At 54.2% G+C, this 16,306-nt stretch carries 16 protein-coding genes; 4 read left to right on the forward strand and 12 right to left on the reverse strand.

What is annotated here, in order from left to right:
* Positions 1-11: 11 nt before the first annotated feature.
* Together L2097_RS06825 and L2097_RS06830 are read right to left on the reverse strand one after the other, a co-directional pair.
* A complete protein-coding gene (locus L2097_RS06825) occupies positions 12-974 on the reverse strand; it encodes an ABC transporter substrate-binding protein (RefSeq protein WP_250352442.1) in 963 nt (320 codons plus the stop codon).
* The gene (locus L2097_RS06830; protein WP_250352443.1) at positions 971-1,672 is read right to left on the reverse strand and encodes an ABC transporter ATP-binding protein; all 702 of its coding nucleotides are present in this window, start codon (positions 1,670-1,672) and stop codon (positions 971-973) included. The genes L2097_RS06825 and L2097_RS06830 overlap by 4 nt, the downstream gene beginning before the upstream one ends.
* 243 nt (positions 1,673-1,915) lie before the next feature.
* Here L2097_RS06830 and L2097_RS06835 point away from each other — a divergent pair, with 243 nt between their 5' ends.
* Positions 1,916-3,715, forward strand: coding sequence for a diguanylate cyclase (locus tag L2097_RS06835; protein ID WP_250352444.1), 1,800 nt, complete (start codon positions 1,916-1,918; stop codon positions 3,713-3,715).
* 36 nt (positions 3,716-3,751) lie between these two features.
* On the opposite strand, the gene L2097_RS06840 is transcribed toward L2097_RS06835, so the two are convergent.
* On the reverse strand, positions 3,752-4,846 hold the full coding sequence (locus tag L2097_RS06840; RefSeq protein WP_250352445.1) for a malate/lactate/ureidoglycolate dehydrogenase: 1,095 nt from the start codon (positions 4,844-4,846) through the stop codon (positions 3,752-3,754).
* 194 nt (positions 4,847-5,040) lie between these two features.
* Here L2097_RS06840 and L2097_RS06845 point away from each other — a divergent pair, with 194 nt between their 5' ends.
* The gene (locus tag L2097_RS06845) at positions 5,041-5,613 is read left to right on the forward strand and encodes a flavin reductase family protein (protein ID WP_142518572.1); all 573 of its coding nucleotides are present in this window, start codon (positions 5,041-5,043) and stop codon (positions 5,611-5,613) included.
* A gap of 267 nt (positions 5,614-5,880) precedes the next feature.
* On the opposite strand, the gene pptA is transcribed toward L2097_RS06845, so the two are convergent.
* From pptA to L2097_RS06865, 4 genes are read right to left on the reverse strand one after another with little or no spacing between them, the layout of a single operon-like run.
* On the reverse strand, positions 5,881-6,111 hold the full coding sequence (pptA, locus tag L2097_RS06850; protein ID WP_142518573.1) for a tautomerase PptA: 231 nt from the start codon (positions 6,109-6,111) through the stop codon (positions 5,881-5,883).
* 55 nt (positions 6,112-6,166) lie between these two features.
* Positions 6,167-6,784, reverse strand: coding sequence for a glutathione S-transferase family protein (locus tag L2097_RS06855; protein ID WP_250352446.1), 618 nt, complete (start codon positions 6,782-6,784; stop codon positions 6,167-6,169).
* Positions 6,785-6,816: 32 nt separating this feature from the next.
* On the reverse strand, positions 6,817-7,347 hold the full coding sequence (locus L2097_RS06860; RefSeq protein ID WP_142518575.1) for an AAA family ATPase: 531 nt from the start codon (positions 7,345-7,347) through the stop codon (positions 6,817-6,819).
* Between the two features lie 4 nt (positions 7,348-7,351).
* The gene (locus L2097_RS06865) at positions 7,352-8,365 is read right to left on the reverse strand and encodes a LacI family DNA-binding transcriptional regulator (protein ID WP_250352447.1); all 1,014 of its coding nucleotides are present in this window, start codon (positions 8,363-8,365) and stop codon (positions 7,352-7,354) included.
* A gap of 316 nt (positions 8,366-8,681) precedes the next feature.
* On the opposite strand from L2097_RS06865, the gene L2097_RS06870 reads away from it, so the two are divergent.
* Positions 8,682-9,878: an L-talarate/galactarate dehydratase gene (locus L2097_RS06870; RefSeq protein WP_039079073.1), complete on the forward strand. Its 1,197-nt coding sequence runs from the start codon at positions 8,682-8,684 to the stop codon at positions 9,876-9,878.
* A 578-nt stretch (positions 9,879-10,456) separates the two neighbouring features.
* Positions 10,457-11,767 (forward strand): MFS transporter, encoded by a 1,311-nt coding sequence (locus L2097_RS06875; RefSeq protein ID WP_250353140.1) that lies wholly within the window; start codon positions 10,457-10,459, stop codon positions 11,765-11,767.
* A 45-nt stretch (positions 11,768-11,812) separates the two neighbouring features.
* Here the strand turns inward: L2097_RS06875 and L2097_RS06880 are convergent, their stop codons facing one another.
* From L2097_RS06880 to L2097_RS25885, 5 genes are read right to left on the reverse strand one after another with little or no spacing between them, the layout of a single operon-like run.
* Positions 11,813-12,586 (reverse strand): amino acid ABC transporter ATP-binding protein, encoded by a 774-nt coding sequence (locus L2097_RS06880; RefSeq protein WP_047370371.1) that lies wholly within the window; start codon positions 12,584-12,586, stop codon positions 11,813-11,815.
* Entirely contained in the window at positions 12,570-13,493 is a 924-nt protein-coding gene (locus tag L2097_RS06885) for an amino acid ABC transporter permease (RefSeq protein ID WP_250352448.1), read from the reverse strand. Before L2097_RS06885 ends, L2097_RS06880 begins: the two co-directional genes overlap by 17 nt.
* Positions 13,494-13,502: 9 nt before the next feature.
* On the reverse strand, positions 13,503-14,012 hold the full coding sequence (locus tag L2097_RS06890) for a GNAT family N-acetyltransferase (RefSeq protein ID WP_142518578.1): 510 nt from the start codon (positions 14,010-14,012) through the stop codon (positions 13,503-13,505).
* 10 nt (positions 14,013-14,022) lie between these two features.
* Positions 14,023-14,955 carry an ABC transporter substrate-binding protein gene (locus tag L2097_RS25880; RefSeq protein ID WP_502799291.1) on the reverse strand — a complete coding sequence of 311 codons (933 nt, stop codon included), beginning with the start codon at positions 14,953-14,955 and terminating at the stop codon, positions 14,023-14,025.
* Positions 14,956-14,983: 28 nt separating this feature from the next.
* A complete protein-coding gene (locus L2097_RS25885) occupies positions 14,984-16,297 on the reverse strand; it encodes an LLM class flavin-dependent oxidoreductase (protein WP_502799292.1) in 1,314 nt (437 codons plus the stop codon).
* Between the last annotated feature and the right edge of the window lie 9 nt (positions 16,298-16,306).

Consider the following 16,306-nt stretch of genomic DNA (forward strand, 5'->3'; position numbering starts at 1 on the left):
TCGGGTGATGATTACTGAGCAAACAGTGTGCTAAAACGCGTGAGCACAGCGCCGCGCTCGCTGGTGCCGTCGTTTTTTGTCGGCAGAATTTTCAACTCGTTAAAGAGTGGGCGTTTTGCCTGCACATCGGTTCGCGCTGGCATCAGCCAGGCATCGGCCACCAGTCTCTGCCCTTCCGGCGAGAGCACATAGTCCACAAACGCTTTGGCATCGGCTTCGTGCTGCGTGGATTTGAGGATCATCATCGGGCGCGGCGCAATCACGGTACCGCTGGCCGGGAAAATCACTTTTAGTGATTCGCCCTGCTCAATATTGCCGTAGGTCACATAATCCACCGCACCGAACACCGCCGCTTTTGCGCCCTGCATCACCGGTGTAACCGCCTGGGCGTTAGGGCCGCTGACCACCATGCCGTTTTTCTTGAGTTCCTCAAACAATGCCCATGCGTTGTCGCCCATGCCGTTTTGCAGGCCAATCAGCAGATCCAGCGATGCGCCAGACAGAGCAGGATCCGGGGTGGTGACTTTGTCTTTAAACGCGGCTGCGGTCAGATCTTTCCACTCTTTCGGTTCCGGGGTGCCGCTTTTGGTATTCCAGACGATACCCAGCGCAGAGACCCCCTGCGCGACAAAATCCGTGCTTTTGAGCATCTCAGGTACTTTTTCGGCGTTAGCGCTCTGGTAAGGCAGCAACCAGCCACGGTTATGCAGATCTTCTGCCGTATCCCAGGAAGCGGAAATCAGGATATCGGCCTGCGGATTGGCCTGCTCAGCTTCAAGGCGCGCCATCACTTTGCCGGTTGTGGCCTGGAAGATATCCACTTTCACCCCGGTTTTCTTCTCAAATCCACTGGCGAGACCTTTCGCCAGTGAACCTGGCCCGGCGGTGTAAACGGTGAGCGCATGCGCGCTGGACATCATCACGGACGATAACACCATAGCTAGAGCAACTCCTTGTTTCACTGATATTTTCATGCAATTTCCCCTGAGGATGTAGTAACAGAACGAATCGCGTCTACACGACCGGCAGACAAATGAACAATACGGTCAGCGAGGATCTCGGCTTCACGACGATCATGGGTGACATAAACGGCAGTAATGCCGAGCTGGCGCAGTAGTGATGCCATGTCACGGCACAATGATTCGCGCAACTCGCTGTCGAGATTGGAAAGGGGTTCATCAAACAACAATACGCGCGGCTCGGCGACAATGGCCCTGGCCAGCGCCACTCGCTGCTGCTGGCCTCCGGAGAGTCCTGCGGGCTTGCGCTTAGCAAACTCGCCAAGGCCAACGCGTGCCAGTGCTTGCAGGACGCGGTGTTCGCGCTCAGCGCGCGGGACATTGCGCATCTTTAACGGGAAAGCGATATTCTCTTCCACCGTCATATGCGGCCATAGCGCATAGTCCTGAAAAACCATGCCAATATCACGGGATTCCGGTGGCAACGCCCAGCCGGCCTTCGCCACCAGACGCGAACCGAAGGTAATGGTGCCATCAGCAGGTTGTGTTAATCCGGCCAGTAAGCGCAACAGCGTACTTTTGCCGCAGCCTGAGGGACCGAGCAATGCCACGATAGAGCCAGCGGGAATAAGGAGATCGATCTGATTGAGAACGGTGTGGCTGCCAAAGGCATACGACACACCTTCCAGGCGGATTTCTGTGAACGCGTCCATTAGCGCTCTCCCACAATGAGAAAGCGTCTGGTACCCGTGGTCTTCATCCAACGGGCCGCGTCCACCTGCACGAACGTCAGGGGAGCGAACATATTGTTATCCTCTTTGGGATTTGATGCCGCTGACTATAGGCAGGAAATGTGACGTAAAAATTACGATAGTGTTGCGTCTTGATTTATATAGAAGAATAGTAAACCCTTAGAAGATCTCTCCTGATTTTCCCTAATAGAAAAAGGTGATTACGTGCGTATCGCAACGATCACAAATTTTGCTTATATCGCTACCGTTGTTCTGACACTTTCTTCAGGCTTTGCGCTGTTTAGCGCATCCAGTGCGGACCGGGCTGAACGCGCCGCCGTCGCCCAGAGCCGCCTTTTCGATACGCTGACCGATGACCTGGAAAGAGAAGCTTATGCGTTGAGCGATCTTGCTCGTGAGGCAGTGGTGAAACGGCAGCCGGACAACATCAAGGCCTGGCGACAAATGCTGGAAAAAGATGTCCAGTTCGAAAACTATCTGCTGGGTTTACATGATAACGGCGCAACATCTGAGGAAATCCTGATCCTCAGAGATGGCCTTAAAGTCTTTGATCAACTTGAAGATGAGCAGCGTGCTGCAATATCTGCAGTGGAAGCGGGCAATGTAAATGAAGCGATGAATATTATCTTCGGCCAGCAGTACGAAGATCAGATTGCTCAGGCCGAATACCGCTTTGCCCATTTTCGCAGTTTGTCGGATCAACGCACGGCGAATGTGATTGCCGAAGCGACGTCGCTATCACAACGGCTACGCACACTCTCCGAAGTGATGGTGGCCATTACAGCCCTGCTTTTCTTGTTTGTGCTTGGTTTTATTATCAAACACCGCATTTTGCGCCCGGTGGTCACGCTGAGTGATGTGGTGAACCGGCTGGCGACACAGGATTACGCGGTAGAAACACCGGTTCTGGCGCAAGTCGATGAAATTGGCGATATGGCCCAGGCCATCCATATTTTTCGGGAAAACGGCCTGGCCCGCCAGCGACTGGAGCAAGAGCGTGATGCCGAGTGGGCTTCACGCACGCTGCTGGCGAGGATGACGCAACGCCTGCAGGGCTGCGACTCCCATGCCGGCATTGTCAGGGTTGTGGGCCGTTTCGCACCAAAAATCATCCCGGACATGGGGGGACGACTCTATATTCTGGATGCGCGGACAAACCGCATGAAGTGTGCGGCCCGCTGGCTCTTACCGCCCGGCGAGGATGCCCCATTCACTCCTGATGCCTGTTGGGCGTTAAAACGCGGGCAACTGCACTGCCCGTCGCATGATTCGGTAGATATGCCGTGCGAACATCTTATGCCGGAGGTTGCCGCACGGGCCATCTGTGTGCCGTTAATTGCGCAAAACAAAATTATCGGCTTACTCACCTTCGACAATGAACAGCAGAAAGAGCCCACTTACGCCTATCTGGAACTCATGGCTGAGACCATCGCACTGGCGCTGGCAAACCAGATACTGCGCGATACCCTGACAGAGAAAGCAACCCATGACTCGCTGACTGGCTTACGCAACCGCCATAATCTGGAGGAGACGCTGCGCACCCTGATTGATCAATCCATGGCTAACGGAGCCAGTTTGAGTTGCCTGATGATCGATATCGATTACTTTAAAAAGCTCAATGATAGCCACGGGCACGAAGCGGGAGACAAAGTATTGCGCGAAATTGCGCGGTTGTTGCAGGAAACGGTGGGCGATAACGGTGTTGCCTTCCGCTATGGCGGCGAAGAGTTTCTGATTATTTTGCCTGATACCAGCGAGTCCGATGCCAGAAAACTGGCTGAACTGTTGCTGCAAAATGTCCTGAACCAGCGCATTTTCTATGAATCCCGTGATATCGGGCAGGTTTCGATCTCTATCGGTCTGGCGACCTGGCCGCAACATGCACGGGCGGCGAACCTGATCCGTGCAGCGGACCTTGCGCTCTATATGGCCAAAGAACAGGGTCGCGGCCAGATTGTAACCGCCCGCAACGCAAACGCGCCGCAGACGCACGTTTCCGCCTGACATGACGGCTGCGCGGCACGGCGCGCAGCCATTGCGTTACAGTGTCATTTGCTCACAATCAGCGCGTAAGCGATCGACCTCCCCCTGGGGCATACCCGCGCGTACTGCCGCCGCGCAAATCCCCTGCCAGCTCCCCGGATCCAACGGAATCCCCTGCGTCTTACGCAGACGGCGATTGTTCTCTTCCCACTCGCCGGGCACCAGAATCGGCTCATCATGGCTATGCGGCGATTGTTTCACCCATTCAACAAAGGCGTGCGTCTGTTGCTGCATATCCGGCGCGGCAAACATTTCCGGGTTCAATATAAGGGTGGTCATACAGTTGAATATGGCATCGACGCTCTCCTGGAGAGTGTCTTTATGGGTGGTTAGTCCGCCGGAGAGGGCTCCCCCCATAATTTCGCACAGCGCCGCCAGCGCATACCCTTTATGTTGCGCAAACGTCAACAGTGACCCCAGCGGCGAACGATGCATGACCGACGGATCGTTAGTGGGCTGCCCCTGCGCATCAATGAGACAGCCATCGGGCACCGGTTCGCCTTTGTGGTAAGCCACTCGCGTTTTCCCAAATGCAATGGCGCTGGTGGCATAGTCCAACAACAGTGGTGGCTGCCCTTCCCGCGGGAAAACCACGCAAAAAGGATTTGTTCCGAACCGGCTGTCTGTTCCACCAAAAGGGGCCACCATTGGATCGCCCACGACACTGACAAAATGGACAGAGACAAAACCGGCCGCGGCGCACTGTTCGGCCCAGTAGCCAATACGTCCGATATGATGGGAATTATGCAGTCCAACGGCGGCGAGGCCGTGTTGTCTGGCCTTTTCAATGCCAAGCGTCATCGCCTCATGCGCCGCGACCTGGCCAAAAGCCTGATTCCCGTTGAGGGTCACCACCGCGCCCATATCCTTCACTACGCTGGCATGACGGTTGAGTTGCAGGTAACCTTGTTCAAGGGAGCGAACATAGCTCGGGATCATCCCTACGCCATGAGAATCGTGTCCTGCAAGATTCGCCGCGAGTAGATGCTCCGCAACCAGCTGAGCTTCCTGAGGCTCGCTGCCCGCATAGTGCAGGATTTTCTCGATAAAATGGTGTAAGCGACGGGGATGAAGACGAAGCCCTGTATTCATTGAAAATTCTCCATTTATTATGTTGTTGTCTGCATTTCCATGCTGCATCTGCGCTTGCCTGAGGTCAATAACTGTACTGACACAGAGAATAATGACCTGGAGATTGTTTCTGAGCGGGATAAACATGCAATCCACGGTGTCAGTGCCGGGCATCTATGCTTTAATTTCTCCATGACAGAACGAAGGAGTGGCTTATGAGTTTTTTTCGTCCGGTGGCACTGGAACACGCCAGCCGCTTGCTGAATCACGGCCCTACCATATTGATAACCAGCCGTGATGAGAGCATCGACCGCCGCAATGTCATGGCTGCTGCGTGGTCAATGCCCGTTGAGTTTTCCCCTGCCCGTATCGCTATTGTGGTGGATAAAAGCACCTGGTCGCGTGAGCTGATAGAACGCAGCGGGATGTTTGGCATTGTGGTTCCGGGCGTGGCGGCCACTCGCTGGACCTGGGCGGTGGGCAGCGTGAGCGGTCGCGAAGAGGATAAATTCAACTGCTACGGTATTCCGGCTATCGCTGGCCCGGTGCTGGGTTTGCCCGTCGTGGAGGAAAAATGTCTGGCGTGGATGGAATGTCGCCTGTTACCGCCGACAGCGGCGCAGGAAAAATATGACACCCTGTTTGGCGAGGTGGTTTCTGCGGCCGCGGATGAACGCGCCTTTAGTAACGGTCACTGGCAGTTTGATGATGATCTGTTGAATACCATCCACCATCTGGGCGGCGGTAATTTCGTCACCAGTGGCAAGTTGATAAACGTACCGGGGTGACCCGAAAATCGCCCCGCTAAGCTAGCGCTTGCGGGAATAACTCCCGGAGGCGGCTAGCTGCACACTCTGCGCTAATGGGGTGTAAAAATGTCGCTGCGGTTGCCGGTCAGCCGTCACCGCCTCATCGATTTTCAGTCGGACCCTGTTTTATTCTCATTACGCGGTGTTATCGCTGTAAAACATAATATGACCGGGGATTTCTCAGCCTTCCGGGAGAAAGCGGGAGTGAGGGGAAAAAGCCAGTGCAGACATTTCCCCTGCGGCCTGTCACATCTGATAACCGGGCTTCTTAATCAGCCGCGCCATCTGTGGTGCGATTTCCGTATCCCATACTTCGCCTTTCCACGCGTCCGGGTCGATCTGAGTTAACGCGACGCTGACTGAACTGTCTTTGCTGCCTAAATGGCGAACAATGACGTCGGCGATATCGGCAGCCAATGCGGTTTTTTGCTCATCGTTCAGGTCACGGGGGAAACATTTGATATCAATGTGTGGCATGGTGTGCTCCTTGTTATGGGCCTATCAACCTACCACACTGAAAAAGCGCTGGTTATCAAATAATGTCGTTACGGCGTAAAACAGGCTGGAGCTTCGCAACGGCGCAAACCGCGTCGGCAATCGCGGCGATGTTCGGCGTATTTTCCTTAAACCAGTCGTGCCGCGGCCCCCAGGTTCTTATCACACAGATATAGATATCCAACAAGGTCAGCTGTTCGCCAAATGCATAAGGCGCGGCTTTGAGTTGCTGATCAAACCAGATATACAGTGATTTTCGATAGGCCACACAGTGCTCCCGCAACTGATCCGCAGCATCGGGCACGAACCGTTCGGGATAGTCGGCATAGGTGAATGTCGGGTAAACATTGGCCACCAGCCAGACCAACAGTCGCCAGAACTGATTGCGCTCAGCTGTACCGGGCGCAGGAGCAAGATGCGGGTGTTTATCAAGAATCATTAAGGCGATGGCCGCCGACTCGGTCATGATACTGCCATCGTCAAGTTGCAGCGTTGGCACCTGACACAAAGGGTTGAGTTTCAGCAATTTTTCCTGGTTGTGCCCTGGCGAATCAAAGCCGTCAATATTCTCGAACTGATACGGGATGTCTGCCAGTGTCAACATCAGTTCACTGATGGCTGAACCCCAGCCGGGTGCGCCGTAAACGGTGATCATATGACCTCCTTTCTTGCGTGTGAGTAGTAAGTCTACGTCAAACTGGCAATAAGGCTATCGACCTGCTTCGGGTGAGTGAGACGCACAAAGCGAATATGTTGATATTGCGGATTCGCCATATCCGCGGCGTAGCGTACCCGGTTATTACGCCAGGTTTTGAGTGTCCAGATAATGATCGAGTCGCGGCTAAAAAAAGCACGGCGGAAACTTTCCGTATTACCGGTACCGGGCCAAAGCTCTTTTCCATGCCAGGCCCGGCGAACCACCCGCAGAACCGCCTGGCGCAGCGTGCGCCAGAAGCCGTAATCCAGCCAGATAACCAGATCAACATCCCGCCATTTGATCGGGCGGGATCGGTTATAATTACCGTCCAGTACCCAGCCAGGCGTGGCATTTAACGTCTCTTCCAGTAATGCGTAAAAGTCCTCATCACTGCGCCCTTGCCACTCGGGCAACCAGTAAAGTCTGTCCATTTCGATATACGGCACATTAAGCTGCGCGGCCAGCCGCCGCGAAAGCGTGCTTTTACCGCTGCCGCTGGTGCCGATGACATTAATTTTCATACCGTTACGCCGATTCCCTTTCTACAAAATGAAAACCAATATCCACAATCGTTTCTTCCTGAGGGAGCCCTTCAATACGGTCCGCCAGTAGCGTGGCGGCACGCTGACCGATAACCTGTCGGTCGACGCTGACCGTCGTGATGGAGGGATGGGTATCGGCGGCAAAATCGAGATCGCCAAAACCGATGACCGCCAGATCCTGCGGCACGCGCAATCCGCTGGCCTGCGCTTCGACCATCGCCCCCTGCGCAAGGGTATCCGAACTGCAGACAATCACATCGAAGCTGCCCTTATTCAGCAAGTCACGAAGCCCCTGCCGTCCTGCGGCAAAACGCGCCGGAAGCGGGACATCTACTACGGCAGGATCGTGAATGTCATGGCGCGCCAGCGCCTCGCACAGCCCACTTTTACGCAGCGCCGCGCGATTATCCACCGTCCACAGCAAACCGGGACGTTTATAGCCTTTACGCAGCAAATAATCCGCCGTCGCCTCCCCCACTTTTTCATGGGAAAAACCTACCAGCATATCCAGCGGCGTGGGGGTGAGATCCCAGATTTCCACCACCGGTACGCTGGCATTGAGGATAACTCGCTTTAATTCCGTCGAATGGTGAATCCCCGTCAGGACAATGCCGTCAGGACGGCGCGACAAGATCGTGGCAACCAGCTCCGCTTCGGTTTGCTGGGCGTAACCCGCTACACACAGCAGCATATGATAACCGCGTGCCGCCAGCTCATCGCTTATCGACTGAATGGTATCGACGAACATACTGTTATTAATTTGCGGCACCACAACGGCAATCATTTTACTGCGTCGGGATGCCAGACCACCCGCCAGCGCATTGGGGATATACCCGGTGGCTTTAACCGCCGCCAGCACTTTTTCCACCGTTTTAGGACGCACCAGCTGCGGCGTGTTCAACGCCCGGCTGACGGTCATGGAGGACAATCCCGCCGCGCGGGCGACATCGTCTAATGTGGGGGCGCGAGGCGGCGCAGGACGAGAGGTTTTCGACATGTAAACTCACAACGGCTTGTTTTTGTGACAGGGATTATAAGCGATTTGTTAGCTTAAATCGCTTCTCTCTCATTATTTTAATCGTCTTTAAAATCAGTAGATTAAAAAAATAACCCCGCTTTAATGTTAGCGATATCATTTACACATAAACCATTCCATAAACGATTTTGAATTGTGAGCCAGAACGAATAAAAGCCCACAATGAAGTCTGTTATTGTGATCGACTGTACATTTTGACGGCAAAATGCTGGCGTTCCATCTTTAATCTAATTAAGAATGTTAGCGCAAACATTATTACCATTCACAGGAGTTAATCATGACCGTAAGCGCGAATTCCGCTGCCGTAACCTATGCCAAAGCGCAGGGTGTTAAAACTGCTGCCGAAACCGGCGACCGTATCGAGTGGGTAAAACTCTCCCTCGCGTTCCTGCCGCTGGCGACCCCCGTCAGTGATGCAAAAGTGCTGACCGGTCGCCAGAAGCCGCTGACCGAAGTCGCCATTATCATCGCGGAAATTCGCAGCCGTGACGGTTTCGAAGGCGTCGGTTTTAGCTACTCTAAACGCGCCGGTGGTCAGGGCATCTATGCGCACGCCAAAGAAATTGCGGATAACCTGTTGGGCGAAGACCCGAACGATATCGACAAAATTTACAGCAAACTGCTGTGGGCCGGCGCATCCGTTGGCCGCAGCGGCATGGCCGTGCAGGCCATCTCCCCTATCGATATCGCGCTGTGGGATATGAAAGCGAAACGTGCAGGTCTGCCGCTGGCAAAACTGCTCGGCGCGCACCGTGACTCCGTGCAGTGCTACAACACCTCCGGCGGTTTCCTGCATACCCCGCTGGATCAGGTGCTGAAAAACGTGGTGATCTCCCGTGAAAACGGCATCGGGGGTATCAAGCTGAAAGTTGGCCAGCCGGACACCAAAGAAGATATCCGCCGTTTAACCGCCGTGCGTGAAGCGCTGGGCGACGATTTCCCGCTGATGGTTGACGCAAACCAGCAGTGGGACCGCGAAACCGCCATTCGCATGGGCCGTAAAATGGAGCAGTTCAATCTGATCTGGATTGAAGAGCCGCTGGACGCCTACGATGTGGAAGGTCACGCCCAACTGGCGGCCGCGCTGGACACCCCCATCGCGACCGGAGAAATGCTGACCAGTTTCCGCGAGCACGAACAGCTTATTCTGGGTAATGCCAGCGACTTCGTTCAGCCGGATGCCCCGCGCGTTGGCGGTATCTCTCCGTTCCTGAAAATCATGGATCTGGCAGCGAAACATGGTCGTAAACTGGCCCCGCACTTTGCCATGGAAGTACACCTGCACCTCTCTGCCGCTTATCCGCTGGAGCCATGGCTGGAGCACTTCGAATGGCTGAACCCGCTGTTTAACGAGCAGCTCGAACTGCGCGATGGCCGCATGTACGTTTCCGACCGCCATGGTCTGGGCTTCACCCTCAGTGAACAAGCGCGCGCCTGGACTCAGCTAAGCTGTGAATTTGGCAAACGCCCGTAACAGATAATAAAGACGGGAGATATTCCGTCTTTATTTCAGTACGAAAACTGGCATATTTATGCCACGCTGTTTCGCATATTCGTGTACTCCCGACGGAGCAGCGTTTTTTATTTATCGTGTATGCAATATAAATAACCCACCACAGTCACAGGTTGCGTCAGTTTCCTGGCATTACCCCTGCCCGCCCATTTTTAATATATTTATTGCGCTCATCTATTACCCTAATAAACCGCTATCGATTAAGCGTTTTTCATTTCATCCCCTGATAATGCGATTGCAGAATATATGTGATCTTGAGGGCACATTTATACATTTATTATGGATCCTCCCTGGGTATTTTTATATAAATGTTAGCGCAAACATTCATGACGAAAAAAGGAGTGTTCCATGACTTTAAGTGCCTGTACTGGCGCGCCCTCTTATGCCAAGAGACAACGTACCCGCTATGCCACAGCAACAGAGCTCTGTCGTTGGCTGACCTGCTTGCCCACGCGGTCAATGCCACGGAGTAAATAGCCGACGGGGCCGTTCCCGTTTATTACACACGTCGGGGTGATAACCTCGTCGAGGAATCGATGATGAGTAATGTTATTAAGCGCACCAGCGTGCGCCACGGTATTCTTATTTTCTTATTTCTGGCTACGGTATTTAACTATGCTGACCGTGCGACCCTTTCGGTGGTCGCCCCTATTATGAGTAAAGAATTAGGCTTTGACCCGGAAGCGCTCGGGCTGGCCTTCTCGGCTTTTGGTATTTCGTATGTGATCATGCAAATTCCCGGCGGATGGCTGCTGGATAAATATGGCTCACGCCTGGTTTATGGCTGTGCATTAATTGGCTGGTCAATTGTCACTATGTTCCAGGGGACGATTTATCTTTTTGCCAGCCCGTTAATTGTGCTGGTGATTTTGCGTTTGCTGATGGGGGCAATTGAAGCACCGGCCTTTCCGGCGAACAGCCGTCTGAGTGTACAGTGGTTCCCCAATAAAGAGCGCGGTTTCGTGACGGCGGTGTATCAGGCGGCGCAGTACATTTCGCTGGGGATTGTCACGCCGCTGATGACGCTTATCCTGCACAACATGAGTTGGCACTATGTGTTCTATTATATCGGGGCAATCGGCGTGGTGCTGGGGATTGTCTGGCTGGCAAAAATTCGAGATCCGCTACAGCACAAGAAAATCAACCAGCAGGAACTGGATTATATCCGCGAAGGCGGCGGTGAACCGGAACTGGGTAATGCGAAGAAATCGGAAAAGATTTCTCTCGCCCAGATCAAAAGCGTTTGTGTGAATCGCATGATGATTGGCGTCTATATAGGCCAGTTCTGCGTGACCTCTATTACCTGGTTCTTCCTGACCTGGTTTCCTACCTATTTATATCAGGCAAAAGGCATGTCGATTCTCAAAGTCGGTTTTATTGCCAGTATTCCGGCGATCGCCGGGTTTATTGGTGGCCTGATGGGCGGCGTCTTCTCCGACTGGTTATTAAAACGCGGCTACAGCCTGACCACCGCGCGCAAATTCCCGGTTATCTGCGGCATGCTACTCTCCTGTGTGATTGTGGTTGCCAACTATACCAGCTCAGAAGTGGTGGTCATTGCCGCCATGAGCCTGGCTTTCTTCGCCAAAGGCTTCGGGAATTTAGGCTGGTGTGTACTGAGCGATACCTCGCCGAAAGAGGTGCTGGGCATCGCAGGTGGCGTCTTTAATATGTGCGGCAACATGGCCAGTATTATCACACCGCTGGTCATTGGGGTAATTCTCTCCAGTACCCAGTCGTTTGATTACGCCATATTGTATGTCGGTTCAATGGGCTTAATTGGCCTGTGCTCTTACCTGTTTATCGTCGGTTCACTGGAGCGTATTCAGCTTACGCCTTCGGCCGCCTGAGGATAACCGTACGCTGCTCCGCCAGTTGCGAAGCAGCGTGTTCTCTCACAACACCTTCGATAAAAACTGTCTCGTCCTTGGGTGTTGCGGATGATTGAGCACACTGTCGCTGTCGCCCTGCTCCACAATTTTACCCTCCACCATAAACACCACCTGATCCGCCACCTCCCGGGCAAAACCGATTTCGTGCGTAACCACCACGAGCGTGGTACCGGAACGGGCCAGTTTTTTGATGACATCGAGCACTTCGCCCACCAGTTCCGGATCCAGCGCGGAGGTCGGCTCATCAAACAAGATTACCCGAGGGCGCAGCGCCAGCGCACGGGCAATGGCAATGCGCTGCTGCTGCCCACCGGAAAGATGACGTGACCAGGCTTCCGCCTTATTGCGTAGCCCCACCACATCCAGCAACTGATACGCCTGCTCGATGGCCTCTTTGCGGCTGAGTTGCTGATGGGCGATCGGCGCTTCTATCAGATTTTCGAGTACCGTGAGGTGCGGGAAGAGATTGAAGTTCTGGAATACATAGCCCACGTTAACCCGCTGGCGCAGGATCTCCCGCTCTTTCAATTCATAGAGCTTATCCCCTTTGCGGCGATAGCCAATATAGTCGCCGTCAATCTGGATAAAGCCTTCATCAACACGCTCCAGATGGTTAATGGTGCGCAAAAGCGTCGATTTACCGGAACCGGAAGGCCCGAGGATCACAGTCACGGTGCCCGGCGGGATCTCAAGCGATACATTGTCCAGCGCTTTATGGCGACCAAAGTACTTGCTGACGCCGGTAATCGAAATATGACCATTAAGAGAGGCTGGCATGAATCGGCTCCTGTGGTTGCGCGGCGCGAGCAGGTGTCGTTGCCCGCACCCGACGAGAATTAACGGCGGATCGACGTTCGCTTCGGGCCAGCCAGCGCTCTACCATGTATTGAATAACCGACAGAACGCTGGTGATCACCAGATACCACACGGCCCCCACCATCAGCAGCGGGATCACCTCCTGGGTGCGGTTGTAGATCATCTGAATGGTATAAAACAGCTCCGGCATCGCCAGTACGTAGACCATCGCCGTTCCCTTGGCGAGGCTGATAATTTCATTAAAACCCGACGGCAAAATGGTCTTCAGCGCCTGGGGCAGAATAATGCGCAAAGTGCGTCGCCATGCCGGCAATCCTAATGCAGCGGCGGCCTCATACTGCCCGTGATCGACCCCTAAAAACCCGCCGCGAATGATTTCTGCCGTATAGGCGCTCTGCACCAGCGTCAGACCCACCACCGCCGTTGAAAATTGTCCCAGTACATTGACCGTTTCGTAATGCGCCCAGCTCAGCTGCGTAAACGGAATGCCAATCGTCAGCGTGTCGTAGAGATAAGAGAAGTTGTAAAGAATAATCAGCACCACAATCAGCGGTAGCGAGCGAAACAACCAGATATAGCTCCACGCAAGGCTGCTCAATAGCCAGGAGCCTGATAAGCGCGCCAGCGCCAGCAGGCCGCCAAAAACAATACTTAATGCCGTACCGAGTAGTGTTAATAACAGCGTCTGACCCAGACCTTCCAGGATCACAGGATCAAAGAACCAGCGGGCAAACACGCGCCACTCCCAGCGTGGGTTAAAGGCAACGGACTGGACCACGATCGCCAGTACGATCAACGCAATAACGGCGCCGACGATCCGCATTGGATAGCGCGCCGGGACGACTTTGATAGACTCTGTTGTGTTCATGTTTACCCCTCAGGCAGTTTTACTGAGCGTGTCGACCGCTAAGGTTTTGGTAAACCGCAGGCGACCATCGAACGGCGGCTGGCTGTACTCCTCCGGGTCACGCGTGAGATCGAACTGCGCGTCGTATCCCTGGCGAAGATAGAGCTGCACCGCTTCAGGCTGGCGAAATCCGGTGGTCAGAAACATGCGGCTGTACCCCGCAAGAACCGCGCGGCGCTCCAGTTCAGCCACCACCCGCCTGGCAAGTCCCTGTTTGCGCAGGGCGTGTTGCGTCCAGATACGTTTAATTTCCGCCGTGTGGGCATCTTTCGGTTTGTACGCGCCGGTGGCAATAATTTCTCCGTCACGCTCCAGCACAATAAAAAGCCCCTGCGGCGGCAGATACCACTCAGTCAGTTCCACCTCGGCATCTTTGGAAAAGTAATCGCCATAACGGGCAGCATATTCGCCAAACAGACCCGCAATGACGGGCTGCAATTCCGGTGCGTCGGGGGAAATATCACGGAAACGTTCGCTCATCTGCGCCTCCTTAGTCGCCCAGTCCGGCGGGGTTGATCTCAGAGGCCGGGATCTTCTCAACACCCTCACCCCAGCGACTGAGTACTTTTTCGTAATCGCCATTTTTAATGACGCCATTAAGCGCAATCTGCACTGGCTCCACCAGACCGCTGCCTTTCTTCAGCGTGACCGCGATATGCGCCGCTTTCGGCCAGCCGCCATCCACGCTGCCGACCAGCCGGGTTTTGTTGGTCAGCGCGGCTTTCCAGGCACCAATGACATTCGGGCCAAAGAAGGCATCCGCACGACCAGACTGGAGTGCCAGCGTCTGGGCGGCATCATCTTTGGTGTAAACCGGCGTGAACGGTTTGAGGCCTTTCTTCTCGTTTTCCGCATTCCATGCCAGCAGAATGGCCTCCTGATTGGTGCCGGAGCCGACGATGATACGCAGCCCCGCGATGTCCTCCGCCTTTTCAATGGTTTTAATCGGGCTACTGGCTTTCACATAAAAGCCGAGGGAATCCTTGCGGTACGTAGCGAAATCAAACTTCTCTTTGCGCGCTTTGGTAACGGTAATATTGCTGATCGCCGCATCATATTTGCCGGAGGTTACCCCCAGCGGCCAGTCCTCCCACGAGGTCGGCACCACGTTGAGTTCCAGACCCAGACTGTCAGCAACCAGACGGGCGATATCCACTTCGCTACCGAGCAGCGTTTTATTGTCATCAGAAAACACGGTCAGCGGCGGTGAGTTCAGTGCGGCCACTGCCACCGTAAATTTTCCAGGCACGGCAAAATGATAATCTTTTGGCAACTGCGCCACTGCCTCCGCATTGCGCGATGTATTAATGGGCGTTTTGTTGGCCTCAAGACTAACGCCAGTACCGTTAATCGTGACGTCACTGGCCTGGACCAGCGGCGCGAACGCCAGCGCCACGGCGAGGAGAAGCGATGATTTTTGCATAGCGTATTCTCTTTATTGTTTTGTGAATTTATTGGCTGAATTGATTGGCAGGTTGTTGCAAGCCAAGACTTTCGCGCAGGGTCGTGCCGGGATACGCCTTACGGAACAAGCCACGGGCCTGCAAAATCGGCACTACGGTGTCGACAAAGCGTGGGAAGGTATCCGGCGTGCCGCCCTGAATAATAAAACCGTCAGCTGCCTGCTCGTCGAACCACTGTTGCAGGCCGTCCGCTACCTGCTCCGGGGTACCGGAAAAACGCGGACGCGGGGAGGCCGCTTCCAGCGCCACCTGGCGCAGCGTCAGATTGCGCTCGCGGGCATGGCGTTTGATTTCATCGGTGGTACTGCGAAAGCTGTTTTGCCCCAGGGTGCCAATATCCGGGAAAGGTTCATCCAGCGGGTACTGGCTAAAATCGTGGTGTTCGAAATAACGGCCAAGGTAATTGAGCGCATCCTGAATGGAGACCAGCGCCGCGGTGGTCTGGTATTGCTGCTCAACGTCCTGAGCATTATCACCGACAATTACGCTGACGCCCTGGAAGATATGGAGTTCATCTTCCCGACGGCCATTTTTAATCAGTTGTGCTTTGACATCGCGATAAAATTGTTTGGCCTCGTCGAGCGTATCGTGGTGGGTAAAAATGGCATCGGCGTGTCGCGCCGCTAATTTCTTACCATCCTCAGATGCGCCTGCCTGAAATATAATGGGCCGTCCCTGCGGCGTACGGCCAATATTCAGCGGCCCGGCAACCTGGAAAAAATCGCCGTGATGATTAAGCGTATGCAGTTTTTGTGGATCAAAGAACTGCCCGGTGGTTTTATCTCGAATAAAGGCATCCTCCTCCCAGGAATCCCACAGCCCTTTCACCACGTCCAGGTATTCATCGGCAATGCGATAGCGCAGCGCGTGTTCCGGATGCTGCTGGCGGGAAAAGTTCTTAGCCGACCCCTCCAGCGGCGAGGTGACGACGTTCCAGCCCGCGCGCCCGTTGCTTAAATGGTCGAGACTGGCAAACTGGCGGGCCACGGTGAACGGTTCGCTGTAAGACGTGGAAAGCGTGCCAACCAGCCCTAAATGGCGGGTGACGCTCGCCAGCGCCGATAAAACAGTGATGGGTTCAAAACGGTTCAGAAAATGGGGTATGGATTTTTCATTAATATATAAGCCATCGGCGACAAATAAAAAATCGAGCTTCCCCTCTTCTGCTTTTAATGCTGTTTCCTGGACAAAGTTAAAATTAATACTGGCATCGGCTTTGGCCGCCGGGTGTCGCCAGGCGGACATATTTCCGGATGCGCCATGTAATATCGTACCCAGACGCAGTTGACGAGCTTGTGACATAATCCATCC

The sequence above is a fragment of the Citrobacter sp. MNAZ 1397 genome, assembly GCF_023613995.1.
Lineage (GTDB): Bacteria > Pseudomonadota > Gammaproteobacteria > Enterobacterales > Enterobacteriaceae > Phytobacter > Phytobacter ursingii.

Coding starts and splice junctions, on each gene's coding strand:
- L2097_RS06865 (WP_250352447.1), bottom strand. CDS start 8,365: ATGTCGAAAACCTCTCGTCCTGCGCCGCCTCGCGCCCCCACATTAGAC.
- L2097_RS06890 (WP_142518578.1), bottom strand. CDS start 14,012: ATGAGCGAACGTTTCCGTGATATTTCCCCCGACGCACCGGAATTGCAG.
- L2097_RS06855 (WP_250352446.1), bottom strand. CDS start 6,784: ATGATCACCGTTTACGGCGCACCCGGCTGGGGTTCAGCCATCAGTGAA.
- L2097_RS06825 (WP_250352442.1), bottom strand. CDS start 974: ATGAAAATATCAGTGAAACAAGGAGTTGCTCTAGCTATGGTGTTATCG.
- L2097_RS25880 (WP_502799291.1), bottom strand. CDS start 14,955: ATGCAAAAATCATCGCTTCTCCTCGCCGTGGCGCTGGCGTTCGCGCCG.
- L2097_RS06830 (WP_250352443.1), bottom strand. CDS start 1,672: ATGGACGCGTTCACAGAAATCCGCCTGGAAGGTGTGTCGTATGCCTTT.
- L2097_RS06880 (WP_047370371.1), bottom strand. CDS start 12,586: ATGCCAGCCTCTCTTAATGGTCATATTTCGATTACCGGCGTCAGCAAG.
- L2097_RS06840 (WP_250352445.1), bottom strand. CDS start 4,846: ATGAATACAGGGCTTCGTCTTCATCCCCGTCGCTTACACCATTTTATC.
- pptA (WP_142518573.1), bottom strand. CDS start 6,111: ATGCCACACATTGATATCAAATGTTTCCCCCGTGACCTGAACGATGAG.
- L2097_RS06860 (WP_142518575.1), bottom strand. CDS start 7,347: ATGAAAATTAATGTCATCGGCACCAGCGGCAGCGGTAAAAGCACGCTT.
- L2097_RS06870 (WP_039079073.1), top strand. CDS start 8,682: ATGACCGTAAGCGCGAATTCCGCTGCCGTAACCTATGCCAAAGCGCAG.
- L2097_RS06875 (WP_250353140.1), top strand. CDS start 10,457: ATGAGTAATGTTATTAAGCGCACCAGCGTGCGCCACGGTATTCTTATT.
- L2097_RS06845 (WP_142518572.1), top strand. CDS start 5,041: ATGAGTTTTTTTCGTCCGGTGGCACTGGAACACGCCAGCCGCTTGCTG.
- L2097_RS06885 (WP_250352448.1), bottom strand. CDS start 13,493: ATGAACACAACAGAGTCTATCAAAGTCGTCCCGGCGCGCTATCCAATG.
- L2097_RS25885 (WP_502799292.1), bottom strand. CDS start 16,297: ATGTCACAAGCTCGTCAACTGCGTCTGGGTACGATATTACATGGCGCA.